Source organism: Streptomyces sp. NPDC088197 (assembly GCF_044741185.1).
Taxonomy (GTDB): Bacteria; Actinomycetota; Actinomycetes; order Streptomycetales; family Streptomycetaceae; genus Actinacidiphila.
Genome location: NZ_JBIUSD010000012.1, coordinates 1 through 13,859 on the forward strand (window position 1 = coordinate 1; position 13,859 = coordinate 13,859).

Annotated in this window: 11 protein-coding genes; 6 read left to right on the plus strand and 5 right to left on the minus strand. The window is 70.9% G+C overall.

All coding sequences use genetic code 11. The features are described 5' to 3' along the window. On the plus strand, window positions 1–408 hold a 408-nt coding region (locus tag ACIOC1_RS25650), incomplete at its 5' end, for a lactate utilisation protein LutB domain-containing protein (RefSeq protein ID WP_401856482.1). Further along, window positions 405–1,064, plus strand: coding sequence for a lactate utilization protein C (locus tag ACIOC1_RS25655; protein WP_401856483.1), 660 nt, complete (start codon window positions 405–407; stop codon window positions 1,062–1,064). The genes ACIOC1_RS25650 and ACIOC1_RS25655, both read left to right, overlap by 4 nt. Here the strand turns inward: ACIOC1_RS25655 and ACIOC1_RS25660 are convergent. After that, the gene (locus ACIOC1_RS25660; protein ID WP_355346613.1) at window positions 1,033–1,410 is read right to left on the minus strand and encodes a hypothetical protein; all 378 of its coding nucleotides are present in this window, start codon (window positions 1,408–1,410) and stop codon (window positions 1,033–1,035) included. The genes ACIOC1_RS25655 and ACIOC1_RS25660 overlap by 32 nt on opposite strands. 84 nt (window positions 1,411–1,494) lie before the next feature. After that, window positions 1,495–3,315, minus strand: coding sequence for an ABC transporter transmembrane domain-containing protein (locus ACIOC1_RS25665; protein ID WP_391045677.1), 1,821 nt, complete (start codon window positions 3,313–3,315; stop codon window positions 1,495–1,497). A 95-nt stretch (window positions 3,316–3,410) separates the two neighbouring features. Here ACIOC1_RS25665 and ACIOC1_RS25670 point away from each other — a divergent pair, with 95 nt between their 5' ends. Continuing rightward, window positions 3,411–3,926 carry a MarR family winged helix-turn-helix transcriptional regulator gene (locus ACIOC1_RS25670; protein ID WP_401314608.1) on the plus strand — a complete coding sequence of 172 codons (516 nt, stop codon included), beginning with the start codon at window positions 3,411–3,413 and terminating at the stop codon, window positions 3,924–3,926. Window positions 3,927–3,941: 15 nt separating this feature from the next. Here the strand turns inward: ACIOC1_RS25670 and mscL are convergent, their stop codons facing one another. Beyond that, window positions 3,942–4,382, minus strand: a complete 441-nt coding sequence (gene mscL / locus ACIOC1_RS25675) for a large conductance mechanosensitive channel protein MscL (RefSeq protein ID WP_355346619.1) — start codon at window positions 4,380–4,382, stop codon at window positions 3,942–3,944. An 87-nt stretch (window positions 4,383–4,469) separates the two neighbouring features. After that, window positions 4,470–6,239: a carbohydrate-binding module family 20 domain-containing protein gene (locus tag ACIOC1_RS25680; RefSeq protein ID WP_355346622.1), complete on the minus strand. Its 1,770-nt coding sequence runs from the start codon at window positions 6,237–6,239 to the stop codon at window positions 4,470–4,472. A gap of 440 nt (window positions 6,240–6,679) precedes the next feature. On the opposite strand from ACIOC1_RS25680, the gene ACIOC1_RS25685 reads away from it, so the two are divergent. Beyond that, window positions 6,680–8,554 carry an ABC transporter transmembrane domain-containing protein gene (locus ACIOC1_RS25685; protein ID WP_391045687.1) on the plus strand — a complete coding sequence of 625 codons (1,875 nt, stop codon included), beginning with the start codon at window positions 6,680–6,682 and terminating at the stop codon, window positions 8,552–8,554. Continuing rightward, window positions 8,551–10,332: an ABC transporter ATP-binding protein gene (locus ACIOC1_RS25690; protein WP_401856484.1), complete on the plus strand. Its 1,782-nt coding sequence runs from the start codon at window positions 8,551–8,553 to the stop codon at window positions 10,330–10,332. The genes ACIOC1_RS25685 and ACIOC1_RS25690 overlap by 4 nt, the downstream gene beginning before the upstream one ends. A 69-nt stretch (window positions 10,333–10,401) precedes the next feature. On the opposite strand, the gene ACIOC1_RS25695 is transcribed toward ACIOC1_RS25690, so the two are convergent. Further along, on the minus strand, window positions 10,402–11,196 hold the full coding sequence (locus ACIOC1_RS25695; protein WP_355346630.1) for a metal-dependent hydrolase: 795 nt from the start codon (window positions 11,194–11,196) through the stop codon (window positions 10,402–10,404). Between the two features lie 133 nt (window positions 11,197–11,329). On the opposite strand from ACIOC1_RS25695, the gene ACIOC1_RS25700 reads away from it, so the two are divergent. Further along, window positions 11,330–13,843 (plus strand): DUF3516 domain-containing protein, encoded by a 2,514-nt coding sequence (locus tag ACIOC1_RS25700; RefSeq protein WP_391045692.1) that lies wholly within the window; start codon window positions 11,330–11,332, stop codon window positions 13,841–13,843. The last annotated feature ends 16 nt before the right edge of the window (window positions 13,844–13,859 follow it).

Here is a 13,859-nt window from a genome sequence, read left to right on the forward strand (position 1 = left end):
GACGCCTCCCTCCCCTACGCCTCCACCCTCTGCGGCGCCTGCTACGACGTCTGCCCCGTCGCCATCAACATCCCCGAAGTCCTCGTCCACCTCCGTGAACGCGTCGCCGAAGGCGCCACCACCACCCACAACGGCCAACGCGTCACCATCAAGCCCGCCAAAGGCCACGCCGCCGAACGCGCCACCATGCGCGCCGCCCGCTGGACACTCGACCACCCCGCCCTCATGCGCCAGGGCCAGCGCCTCGCCACCCGCACCCGACACCTCCACCCCCAACGACTCCCCGGACCCGCCAAAGCCTGGACCGCCACCCGCGACCTCCCCACCCTCCCCCCACAGACCTTCCGCGACTGGTGGCAGAAAAACCAACCAGCCAACCACCCCCAGACCAAGGAGAACGGCCAGTGACCTCCCGCGACACCGTCCTCACCCGCATCCGCAACGCCCTGGGCACCACGTCGGACAGCCCGGCACCGGCCACCACGTACACAGCACGCGACTACCTCACCGTGCACGCGGACCGCACCCCGGACGAGACCGTCGATCTGCTCGCGGAGAACCTCACCGACTACCGGGCGAAGGTGCACCGCACCGATCAGGTGGGGCTGGCACCCGCGGTGGCGCGGCTGCTGGCCGAGCGGGGTGCGCGGACGGCGGTCGTCCCGGCGGGGGTCCCGAGGGAGTGGCTGGCCGGGATCGGCGGGGCACGGTTGCTGGACGACGTACCGCCGCTGACCGCGGCGCAGTTGGACGAGGTCGACAGTGTGATCACCGGTTGCGCGCTGGCCGTCGCCGAGACCGGCACCATCGTGCTGGACGCGGGCGACGACCAGGGGCGGCGGATTCTCACGCTCGTCCCCGACCACCACATCTGCGTCGTGCGGGCACCGGATCAGGTGGTCGCGTCGGTCCCCCTGGCTCTGCCTCGCCTGGACGCCACCCGGCCCCAGACCTGGATCTCAGGCCCCTCCGCCACCAGCGACATCGAACTCGACCGCGTCGAAGGCGTCCACGGCCCCCGCACCCTGGACGTCATCCTCGTGGGTCCGCCGCCGAGCGGCTGACCTTCAGCGCCCACACCACCAGAGGAATCTGGACAGGGAGCCGGGCGTAGGCCGCGGCCTTCAGGGGTGCGGGGCGGTGCCGCCAGTCGTAGGCCATCTTGACGTTGGCGGGGAAGACGGCGGCGAAGAATCCGGCGGTGACCAGGGCGCCGGTGCGGCGGGTCGCGGGGAGGGCGACGGCGGCGGCCAGCGCGAGTTCGGCGACGCCGCTGGCGCGGGTCCAGGCGCGGGGGCTGCCCGGAAGGGACTCGGGCACGATCGCCTCGTACGGTCCGGGGGCGAGGAAGTGGGTGGCGCCGGCTCCGGCGAGCAGGCCGACGAGCAGTCGAGTGGAACGTGCGGGCACCGGGCACCTCCTGAGCGGGCGGGCGATTCCCGCCGCAGTCTCACCTTACCCATGAGTAAGGTCGGGGCGGCGGCCCCTTCCGCGTTACGAGGCGGTGGTGGCGAGCTGCGAGTCGCGCCGTACGAGCGCGGCGTAGCGGCCGTCCTGGGCGAGCAGTTCGTCGTGCGTGCCGCGCTCCATGATCCGGCCCGCGTCGAGGACCACGATCTGGTCGGCGTCGCGCACGGTGGACAGCCGGTGGGCGATCGTGATGGTGGTGCGTCCCGCGGACAGCGAGTCGATCGCTTCCTGGACGTCGTGTTCGGTCCGGGTGTCGAGCGCGCTGGTGGCCTCGTCCAGGATGAGGACGGGCGGGTCGCGGAGGATGGTGCGGGCGATGGCCAGGCGCTGCTTCTCGCCGCCGGAGAAGCGGTAGCCGCGTTCGCCGACGAGGGTGTCGTAGCCGTCGGGCAGCCCGGAGATGTGGTCGTGGATCTGGGCGGCCTTCGCGGCGGCGCGGATCTCGTCGTCGGTGGCCTCGGGCTTGGCGAAGCGCAGGTTCTCGGCGACCGAGGCGTGGAAGAGGTACGTCTCCTGGGAGACGACGCCCACCGCGTCGGCGAGGGTGTCGAAGGTGAGGTCGCGTACGTCGGTGCCGTCGAGCGTCACCTTGCCGCCGGTCACGTCGTACAGCCGGGGCACCAGGTAGCTCAGGGTGCTCTTGCCGGAGCCGGTGGCGCCGACGACGGCGAGGCTGCTGCCCGCGGGGACGGTGATGTCGATGTCGCGCAGGGTCGGCGCGCCGGACTCGGGGTCGTAGGCGAAGTCGACGTGCTCGAAGCGGACGTCGCCGCGTACCCGGTCCAGGGTCCGGGCGTCGGGGCGCTCGGTGATGTCGACGGGCAGGTCGAGGTATTCGAAGATGCGCTGGAAGAGCGCGAGCGAGGTCTGGACGTCCACGCCGGTCGACAGCAGCGACACGGACGGGCGGAAGAGGCCCTGCTGGAGCGAGACGAAGGCGACGAGGGTGCCGATGGAGACGGCGGGCGCGCCGTTGGACATGGTCAGACCGGCGGCCCAGTAGAGCAGTGCGGGCATCGCCGACATGACGATGCCGATGGTGGACATCCGCCAGCGGCCGGACATGCTGGAGCGCACTTCGAGGTCGACCAGGCGCTCGGACTCGGTCGAGAAGTCGCGGGTCAGGGAGTCGGAACGGCCCATGGTGCGGCCGAGCAGGATGCCGCTGACGGACAGCGACTCGGTGACGATCGCGGACATCGAGGCCATCTGCCGCTGCCGGTTGGTGGCGATCCGCTTGCGTTCGCGGCCGACCCGGCGGGCGATCCAGACGAAGAGCGGGAGCAGCAGCAGCGAGACGACGGTCAGCCGCCAGTCGAGGGCGAGCATCGCGATGACGGAGGCGATGACCGCCGTGAGGTTGGAGACCAGGGAGGTCGCGGTCGAGGTGACGGTGGCCTGCATGCCGCCGATGTCGTTGGCGATCCTGGACTGCACCTCGCCGGTGCGGGTGCGGGTGAAGAAGGCCAGCGACATGCGCTGGAGGCGTTCGTAGACGGCGGTGCGCAGGTCGTGCATGACGCGCTGGCCGACGGTGGTGGAGATCAGGGTCTGGAGCACACCGAAGACGCCGGTGGCGACGGCGGTGGCGATCATGCCGAGGGCGAGCAGGCTCAGCAGGCCGGTGCGGCCCTGCGGTATCGCGGTGTCGAGGATCGCCCGCAGCAGGAACGGCGAGGCGACCGACACGAGGGAGGAGAGGCCGACCAGGGCGCCGACGACGGCGAGGCGGCCGCGGTAGGGACGGAAGAGCCGCAGGATGCGGCGCATGTCGACGGGGGTGTCGGGCTTCTTCTTCGGTGGTGTCCACCGGGAGGCGAGTTCTCGTTCGTGATCGGGGCGCAAAGGACTCCTTGAGAGTTCAGGCAGATGCTGACATTGGGAGTATAGGTCATTGTTACCTATGCTCACAATGGACATGGTCCTGATACGCTCGCCACATGGAATCCCGTACGACAGCCGTGCCGCCGGGCCCGGTGACCGCCGGCCTCGCCACGACCGCGCCGGACGAGATCACCGGGCGGCTCGCCGACCAGCTCATCCGGCTGAGCCGCCGCCTGCACAAGTCCCAGCGCCACCTCATGGAGCCGCTGGGGATCACCCCGGCCCAGGCGCGGCTGCTGCGCACCCTCGCGCACTGCGACGAGCCGCCGCGGATGGCCGATCTCGCCCAGCGCCTGGAGGTCGTGCCGCGGGCCGTGACGACCCTGGTGGACGCGCTGGAGGGGCTGGAGCTGGTACGGCGGGTGCCCGATCCGAGCAACCGCCGGGTGATCAGGATCGAGCTGACCGAGGCGGGCGGCACCGCGCTGCTGGAGCTGCGCGGGGCCCGCCGTACGGCCGCCGCCGAACTGCTGGCCCCGCTCGACGACGGCCAGCGCGCGGCACTCACCGCGCTGCTGGCCGTACTCGACGAGGAGGCGCCGCACGGCGGCGGCCACCGGCCGTCGCGCTGAGCGGCGCCCGCGGGCTCACTCGGCCAGGTCCGCCGGGGCGGTCTGGCCGCCGATCTGCGGCCCGACCTCGGCGGTGCAGGCGCTGCACCGGCGGGCGGCGGTCGGTATCGCGGTCAGGCACTCGGGGCACTCGCGGACCGGGGCCGCCGCCGCCTTGGGGAAGAACCTCTCCTGCATGCGGTTCATCGGCAGGACGACCAGGAAGTAGATCACCGCGGCGACGATCACGAAGCTGATCACCGCGTCGATGAAGGCGCCGTAGGGGAAGGTCACGCTGGAGACCGTGAACTTCTGAGTGGCGAAGTTGCCCGTGGCGCCGGAGGCCAGGCCGATGAGCGGCGTCAGGAACGCCTTGACGAAGGCGGTCACCAGAGCGGTGAAGGCCGCGCCGATGACGATGCCGACCGCGAGGTCGACGACGTTGCCGCGGAGCAGGAACGTCCGGAAGCCTCTCATGGGTGGGGGGTCCCCTCTGTAGTCAGGAATTGGAACACCACAGTGTGCCGGTCCTCACCACAGAGGGGTAATCGGTCGATGAGCAGATCAATTACGCCAGGTGTCGTTGAGTGTGACCGCCCCGCTCGACGGGACCGTCGCCGTTCGGTTGGCGCCGGATTCCCACGTCACGTTGCCGCTTCCGTCCTTCCGTATGTACTTGTACTGGAACGAGGTGCCCGCGGGCATCGCCACGTTGAGCTTCCAGACCGGGTAGCTCGCCGACGACAGCAGCAGGGCGCTACCGGTGTTCCAGTTGCCGAGGGTGGAGTTGTCGCCGACGACGTAGATGTTCTGGCCGAAGACCGTGGTGGCGTTCACCGCGAAGGACGCGGCGGACGACGGGTTGGTGCTGCCCCCGGTGCTGCCGCTCGTGGTGCCGCCGTTCGTGGTGCCGCCGTTGGTCGTGCCCCCGTTCGTCGTGCCGCTGCCGCAGGGCGCGCCGACGTACAGCGCGACCGCGTCGTTGGAGCCGATGGTGGCGGTGAACTTGCCGTCGGAGCCGACGGTGTAGCTGGTGCCGCTGTGCTGGACGTCGCAGTAGGAGCCGGCGGGCAGTGAGGTGGTGAAGGTCTGGGTGAGCGAGCCGCCCTCGTGGTTGATCGCCACATAGCCCTTGCTGCCGCGGCCGAACGCGATGGCGTTGTTGCCGTTGGACCACCAGTTGGTGACGGCGGTGCCGGAGACCGCGTTGCGGAAGCCGACCATGTTGGCGATCTGCGGCCAGGCGTGCTGGCACTTCCAGCCGTCGCTGTAGCAGGCGTTGACGGTGCCGCCGTTGGGCGCGCCGGCGTCGTTGTTGGAGAACTCGTAGCCGGAGTAGACGTTGGGCGAGCCGTACGGCCAGGCCAGCAGGTAGACGTTGGCGAGGGTGTACGTGGCGCCGTTCTTGTAGCTGAGGGTCGAGCCGTTGCGCTCGGTGTCCCAGTTGTCCACGAAGGTGCGGGCCTTGTCGCTCGACAGGTAGCCCGCGCCCCACGACGCGCCCCAGTTGCTGAGGGAGGCCAGCTTGTCACCGGTGAAGATGCGCTTGAGGTCGAAGGCGCCCTGGAAGGCGTCCACGTCACCGGTGTTGACGTACTCGCCCGGCTGTACGGCCTCGCCCGCGCCGTAGATGGCCTCCTGGGCCCAGTAGATGCCCGGATTGCTGAGCTTGGCCTTGATGGCGGCCAGGTCGGTCTCGGCCATGTGCTTGGCGGCGTCCACCCGGAAGCCGTCGACGCCCAGCGCGATCAGGTGGTTGAGGTAGGCGGCGATGGTGCCGCGCACGTAGTCGCTGCCGGTGTCGAGGTCGGCGAGGCCGACCAGCTCGCAGTTCTGGACGTTGTTGCGGTCGCCGTAGTTGTTGATGTCACTGCGGCAGGTGTGGAAGTCCTGGTTCTGGTAGTAGCCCGGGTAGTTGTACTTGCTGTACGTCGTACCGCCCGTGCCGGTGCCGGAGCCCGACGTCATGTGGTTGATCACCGCGTCGGCGACGACCTTGACGCCCGCGCTGTGGCAGGTGCTGACCATGTTCTGGAACGAGCTCTCGTTGCCGAGCCGCCCGGCGATCTTGTAGCTGACCGGCTGGTACGAGGTCCACCACTGGTCGCCCTGGATCTGCTCGGAGGCCGGGGAGACCTCGACGAAGCCGTAGCCCGCGGGGCCGAGGGTGTCCGTGCAGGCCTTCGCCACGGAGTCGAACTTCCACTGGAAGAGCGTCGCGGTGACGTCCTTGCTGCCGGGCGGCGTGGCGTCCGCCTGTTGCGAGGAGAGGGCGAACAGACCGGCGGCGGCGACGATCGCGGCCAGCGCGCCGTTCAGGACGCGGGATCTCATGGGCGGCTCCTTCGGTGAACGGGCAGAGTTCTGCCCTCGAAGGCAGCCACGCGCCTGGCCGCCGGGTGGGGGGTGCGGGCCCCGTTGTCCTCGGGGTCCTCGGGTTCCGCCCAGGAGCTTCCCGCCGTGTGTGCGTACACGTCAAGATGTCGGCGGAAGAACTTTCGCTGTTTTGCTGCAAGTTGTTGCCGAAACACTCCTCCGCGGACCTCGGCTCGTTCCCGTCGCTCACCGGAAAACCTGTTGACCCGGTACGGGCCGCAAGACGAGCCTTGCTCCTCTCCGACCGGATTCCGGCGGGATGTCCGCACGGGCGGAGTCGTCAGGTACGCGGCTGCCCGCCGACATCCCGCGCGAACCTCCGGCGGCCGTATCCGCAACCCGCGGCCGTAGCCTCGTCCGCCGACACTCGCTCACACCCGCACCGAACTCAGGACACCATGCCGTCCCTCCGTAAGCTCCCCCTGTCCGATCCGGGCGTCCCCGACGCCCGGACGGGATTCCGCTTCCTGCTCTGGCTGTCGTTCCGCGAGGGGAAGGGCCTGGCAGCCGCCACCGCGTGGGGCATCCTGCACATGGCGGCCGTCGCGTCGTTCCCCGCGGCCGTCGGAATGGCCGTGCAGTCGGTCGTGGACCGCTCGGGGTCACGGCTGGCCTTGTCGGGCGGGCTGATGCTGCTGCTCGGCGTGCTCACCGCGCTCGGCGACACGATGCTGCACCGTACGGCCGTCACGAACTGGATCAGCGTCGCGGCGCGGGTCCAGCAGTTGCTCGCCGGTAAGACGGTCGAGCTGGGCTCGGTGCTCACCCGCCGGGTCGCTGCGGGCGAGGTCGTCGCGGTCAGCACCGGAGACGTGGAGAAGATCGGGTGGTTCGTCGAGGCGCTGGCGCGCTTCACCTCCGCCCTGGTCGCCACGGTAGGCGTGGCCGTCGCGCTGGTCGTCTACGAGCCCGCGCTCGGCGTGATCGTGGCCGCGTCCGTACCGGTGCTGGCGCTGGCCGTACTGCCGCTGCTTCCCGCCGCCACCAAGCGGGCCGACCTCCAGCGGGAGAAGGCGGGCAAGGCCACGGAACTGGCCTCCGACACCGTCGCCGGACTGCGGGTGCTGCGCGGCATCGGCGGCGAGGAACTGTTCCTCGACCGCTACCGTCGCGCGTCCCAGCAGGTCAGGACCGCCGCCGTGCACAGCGCCCGGATGTGGGCGGCGATCAGTGCCGTCCAGGTGGTGCTGCCGGGGCTGCTGCTGGTGGCCGTCGCCTGGGACGGCGCCCGGCTGGCGATGGACGGCCGGATCTCGGTCGGCGCGCTGGTGACCGTCTACGGCTCGGTGGCCTTCCTGATGTTCCCACTGCGGAATTTCGAGGAGATCGCCATGGCCTGGTCCTTCTCGCGGCCCTCTGCGAAGCGGGCCGCGCGCGTACTGGCGCTGACCCGGGAGACCGCCGGGGGCGCGGCCGTCTTCTCCGAGGGGAGCGTCGCTCCCGAGGAGGCGGGCGCTCTGGTCGGGGAGATGTACGACCCGGAGTCGGGGCTGCGCGCTCCGGCCGGGCTGCTGACCGCCGTGGTGTGCGGCGACCCGGACGCGGCGGGCGTACTGGCCGACCGGCTCGGCGGGCACAGCCCGGTCCGCGCCGAGGGCGAGGCGTCGGCGCTGCTGGGCGGGCGGGCACTGGACGCGCTGCCGCTCGCGGCGGCCCGCGCCGCCGTGCTCGTCCAGGACAAGGACCCGGTGCTGCTGTCGGGAACGCTGACGGAACTGCTGGGTGTGCCGTCCTCCGGCCGGGTCACGGCGGAGCAGGCCCTCACCGCCGCGCAGTGCGCGGACGTGCTGGACGCGCTCGCGCAGTCCGCCGCCGACCCCGCGGGGGTGGCGGGCGACCCGATGTCGGCGCGGATCACCGAGCGCGGCCGGTCGCTGTCCGGCGGCCAACGGCAGCGCCTGGCACTGGCCAGGTCGCTGATCGCCGACCCCGAGGTGCTGGTGCTCGACGAGCCGACCTCGGCGGTCGACGCGCACACCGAGGCCAGGATCGCGCGCGGCCTCAAGGAACTGCGCGCGGGTCGCACGACGGTGGTGCTCACGTCGAGCCCGCTCGTGCTGGACCGCGCCGACCTGGTGGTCTTCGTGGACGAGGGCACGGCGACGTCGGTCGGCGACCACCACGAACTGCTGCGCACCGACCCGCGCTACCGGGCGGTGGTGACCCGCGAGAGCGAGCCGTCCGACGACCGCGATCCCGGCCACAGCCCCGTCACCGCTGCCGTCGCGGGCTCCGGGGCCGTACCCCACACATCGATGGAGGAATCCGCATGATCGGCCTGCGACCGCCGGAGTACGACCCGGCCGCGCCGCAGCAGAGCGCCACGCTGCCGGTGGGCTCCCCCGCGACCGTGCGCGGCTATGTGCGCGAACTGGCGAAGCGGCATCGCGGTGCCTTCGCCCTGCTGGTGACCGTCAACACCGTGTCGGTGCTGGCCTCGATGGTGGGGCCCTACCTGCTCGGCGGTCTGGTCGAGGACCTGTCGAAGGGCGACCGGGACATCCATCTCGGGCGGGCCGTCAGCCTGTTCCTGGCCGCCCTCGTGGTGCAGGCGTACTTCGTGCGGCTGGTACGGCTGCGCGGCGCGATCCTCGGCGAGGAGATGCTGGCCGATCTGCGCGAGGACTTCCTCGTACGGTCGGTGTCGCTGCCGCCGGGTGTGCTGGAGCGGGCGGGCACGGGCGATCTGCTGTCGCGGATCACGACGGACATCGACCGGCTGTCGAACGCGATGCGCGAGGCGGTGCCCGAGCTGGCCATCGCCGTGGTCTGGGCCGGGCTGCTGCTCGGCGCGCTGACCGTGACCTCGCCGCCGCTCGCCCTGTCGGTGCTGGTCGCGCTGCCGCTGCTGCTGGTCGGCTGCCGCTGGTACTTCCGGCGCGCCCCGGGGGCCTACCGCTCGGAGGCGGCGGGGTACGCGGCGGTGGCGGCGGCGCTGGCGGAGTCCGTGGACGCCGGCCGCACCATCGAGGCGCACGGTCTCGGCGACCGGCGCGAGAAGCTGTCGCGGCAGCGGATCGGGCAGTGGGTGGCGTGGGAGCGCTACACGATGTGGCTGCGCAGCGTGCTGTTCCCGGTGATCAACATGACGCACGCGCTGATCGTGGTCGCGGTGCTGATGATCGGCGGCAGCTTCGCCCTCAACGGCTGGATGACGGTCGGCGAGCTGACCACGGGCGCGCTGTACGCGCAGATGCTCGTCGACCCGGTGAACATGATCCTGCGCTGGTACGACGAGTTGCAGGTCGCCCAGGTGTCGCTGGCCCGGCTGGTCGGGGTGCGCGAGGTGGCCGAGGACGAGCCGGACCACACGGTCTCGCCCGACGGCCGCGAGATGGCCGCCGACCAGGTGCGGTTCGGCTACCGGGCGGGCAGCGACGTGCTGCACGGCGTGAGCCTGACGGTGCCGCCGGGTACCCGGGTGGCGCTGGTGGGCCCGTCAGGCGCGGGCAAGTCCACGCTCGGGCGGCTGCTGGCGGGGATCTACGCGCCGCGTGCGGGCGAGGTCACGCTGGGCGGGGCCCAGCTGGCCCGGATGCCCGCCGAGCGGGTGCGCGAGCATGTGGCGCTGGTCAATCAGGAGCACCACGTCTTCGTCGGCACGCTCCGCGACAATCTGCGGCTGGCGCGGACCGGTGCCACCGACGACGAGCTGTGGACGGCGCTAGGGGCGGTGGACGCCGAGGACTGGGGCCGCAATCTGGCGGACGGTCTCGACACCGAGGTGGGCTCGGGCGGCGCGGTGCTCACCCCGGCGCAGGCGCAGCAGCTCGCGCTGGCCCGGCTGGTGCTGGCCGACCCGCACACCCTGGTGCTGGACGAGGCGACCTCGCTGCTCGACCCGCGCGCCGCCCGCCATCTGGAACGCTCGCTGTCCCGGGTGCTGGACGGCCGTACCGTGATCGCCATCGCGCACCGGCTGCACACCGCGCACGACGCGGATGTGATCGCGGTGGTCGAGGACGGCCGGATCAGCGAGCTGGGCAGCCATCACCAGTTGGTGGACGCCGACGGTGCCTACGCGGCGCTGTGGCGGTCCTGGCACAGCTGACCGCGGTGATGTGGCGCGGGGCCCGGCGGCACTGCCGCCGGGCCCCGCTCGCGTGCGAGGGGTCCCGCGTCAGCCGAAGACGCCCAGCGCGCCGAGCGCGCAGCCGCCGCCCGCCAGGAAGAAGACCGGGGTGAGCACCTTCAGCTCCACCCAGCTCCCGGCCCGGAAGCGCATGAACTTCGGCGGTCCCATCGGGTACCAGCGGCGGCGGCCGATCGGGATCGGCCACAGGATCGGGCAGCCGGAGACGGTCAGCGCGTCACCGACGCAGTGCACGAGCGAGCCGAGCACGATGGGCAGCCCGATCCACAGGTAGTGCTGGCCGGGGTCGGTGAACAGCCAGTCCTTGCCGTTGCCCGGATTGTCGAGCACGTCGGCGAGCACCCAGGCGCTGGTGGCGCCGAGCAGCCACACCAGCACATCACTGGACATCCGGGCCTGCCGCCACAGCAGTCCCTCGACGGCGAGCACCATGTGTATGAACAAGATGACCAGCACCACCCAGCGCCCGCCGTAGACCGCGCCGGCCGAGAAGCCGCCGCCGACCAGGACCGCCCAGAGCCAGGTGTGGGTGAGGGTGCGGTGGCCGCCCGCCCGTCGCGGGTCGCCCTGCATCCGCGTCGCCTTGTAGACGGCGTGCGCCAGGTGCTCGATGATCTTGCACAGCACGCGGGAGATCGGACCGAACGCGCGCGAGATGGTCGCCGCCTGATGGTCCAGGTCGGGGGCGAGCGCGGCACCAGCACAGATCAGCGCACCGACGACGAGCGTCGGCCAGGGCATGGCATGATCCACACCCGCCGCGACCGCTCCGACGGCCAGCCAGGCCGCCGCTCCCGAGAGTGAGTGCGCAGGTCCCATCATGGTGGTGCTCAGCCCCCTACAAGGCCGCCCGCAGGCGGAGTTGACGCATCGTTGACGGCACACCATATCGTTGATGATCACCGTGGCCCGCTCCGGTTCAGCCGCGCGCCGCCGGTACAGGCAAGATGGTGGGGTGACCCTTATCGATCAGATGCCTCCCGCCCCGGACCCCGATGCCCTCTTCGAAGCGTTTTCGACGTGGGCCGAGGGTCAGGGGATCACTCTCTATCCGGCGCAGGAGGAGGCGCTCATCGAGGTGGTCTCTGGTGCGAACGTGATCCTTTCCACCCCCACCGGATCGGGAAAGAGCCTGGTGGCGGCCGGTGCGCACTTCGCCGCCCTGGCCCGGGACGAGGTCACCTTCTACACCGCGCCGATCAAGGCGCTGGTGTCGGAGAAGTTCTTCGACCTGTGCAAGCTGTTCGGCACCGAGAACGTCGGGATGCTGACCGGCGACGCCTCGGTCAACCCGGACGCGCCGGTGATCTGCTGTACCGCCGAGGTCCTCGCCTCCATCGCGCTGCGCGACGGCAAGAGCGCCGACGTCGGCCAGGTCGTGATGGACGAGTTCCACTTCTACGCGGAGCCGGACCGGGGCTGGGCCTGGCAGATCCCGATCCTCGAACTGCCCCAGGCGCAGTTCCTGCTCATGTCGGCGACGCTGGGTGACGTCTCCCGCTTCGAGGAGGACCTGACCCGCCGGACCGGCCGCCCCACGGCGGTCGTGCGCTCGGCGACCCGGCCGGTGCCGCTGTCGTACGAGTATGTGACGACGCCTTTGACGGAGACGCTGACCGAACTGCTGGAGACCCGGCAGTCCCCGGTCTACATCGTGCACTTCACGCAGGCGGCGGCCGTCGAGCGGGCCCAGGCGCTGATGAGCATCAACATGTGCACCAAGGCGGAGAAGGACGCCATCTCCGATCTGATCGGGCACTTCCGCTTCACCACGACCTTCGGCCGCAACCTCGCGCGCTTCGCCAAGCACGGCATCGGCGTCCACCACGCGGGGATGCTGCCCAAGTACCGGCGGCTGGTGGAAAAGCTCGCCCAGGCGGGTCTGCTGAAGGTCATCTGCGGCACCGACACCCTCGGGGTCGGCGTCAACGTGCCGATTCGCACCGTGCTGTTCACCGCGCTCACCAAGTACGACGGCACGCGGGTGCGGACGCTGCGGGCGCGGGAGTTCCACCAGATCGCGGGGCGCGCCGGGAGGGCCGGTTTCGACACCGCCGGGTTCGTGGTGGCGCAGGCGCCCGAGCACGTCATCGAGAACAAGAAGGCGCTCGCCAAGGCCGGGGACGACCCGAAGAAGATCCGCAAGGTGGTCCGCAAGAAGCCGCCCGAGGGCTTCGTCAACTGGTCGGATCTCACCTTCGAGAAGCTGATCGCCGCCGAGCCGGAGCCGCTGACCTCCCGCTTCCGCGTCACCCACACCATGCTGCTGTCGGTGATCGCCCGGCCCGGCAACGCCTTCGACGCGATGCGGCACCTGCTGGAGGACAACCACGAGGACCGCCGCCACCAGTTGCGGCACATCCGCCGGGCCATCGCCATCTACCGCTCGCTGGTCGACGGCGGTGTGGTCGAACGCCTCCCCGAGCCGGACGCCGAGGGCCGCATCATCCGGCTGACCGTCGAACTCCAGCAGGACTTCGCCCTCAACCAGCCGCTGTCCACCTTCGCCCTGGCCTCCTTCGAACTGCTCGACAAGGACTCCCCCTCCTACGCCCTGGACATGGTCTCGGTGGTGGAGTCCACCCTCGACGACCCGCGGCAGATCCTGGCGGCCCAGCAGAACAAGGCCCGTGGCGAGGCCGTCGCCGAGATGAAGATGGACGGTGTCGAGTACGAGGAGCGGATGGAGCGTCTTCAGGACGTCTCCTATCCCAAGCCCCTCGAAGAGCTGCTGTCGCACGCCTACGGCATCTACCGCCAGAGCCACCCGTGGGTCGGCGACCACCCGCTGTCGCCCAAGTCCATCGTCCGTGACATGTACGAACGCGCCATGACCTTCGGCGAGTTCACCTCCTACTACGAGCTGGCCCGCACCGAGGGCATCGTGCTGCGCTACCTGGCCGGCGCGTACAAGGCGCTGGAGCACACGGTGCCCGACGACCTGAAGTCGGAGGACTTCCAGGATCTGACGGCGTGGCTGGGCGAGTTGGTGCGCCAGGTCGACTCCAGCCTGCTGGACGAGTGGGAGCAGCTCGCCAATCCGGAGGTGGAGACGGCCGAGCAGGCGGCGGAGCGGGCCGACCAGGTCAAGCCGGTCACCGCCAACTCCCGCGCCTTCCGGGTGCTGGTGCGCAACGCGATGTTCCGCCGGGTCGAGCTGGCGGCGCTGGAGAAGTACCACCAGCTCGGCGAGTTGGACGCCGAGGCCGGGTGGGACGCCGACACCTGGGCGGAGGCGATGGACGCGTACTGGGACGAGTACGACGACCTCGGCACCGGTCCCGACGCGCGCGGCCCGAAGCTGTTGCAGATCGAGGAGCAGCCGGAGCACGGCTTGTGGCGGGTCCGGCAGACCTTCGCCGACCCCAACGGTGACCACGGCTGGGGGATCTCCGCCGAGGTCGACCTCGCGGCCTCCGACGAAGAGGGCCGCGCGGTGATCCGGCTGACCGACGTCGGCGAGCTGTGATCCGGTGCACGACGAA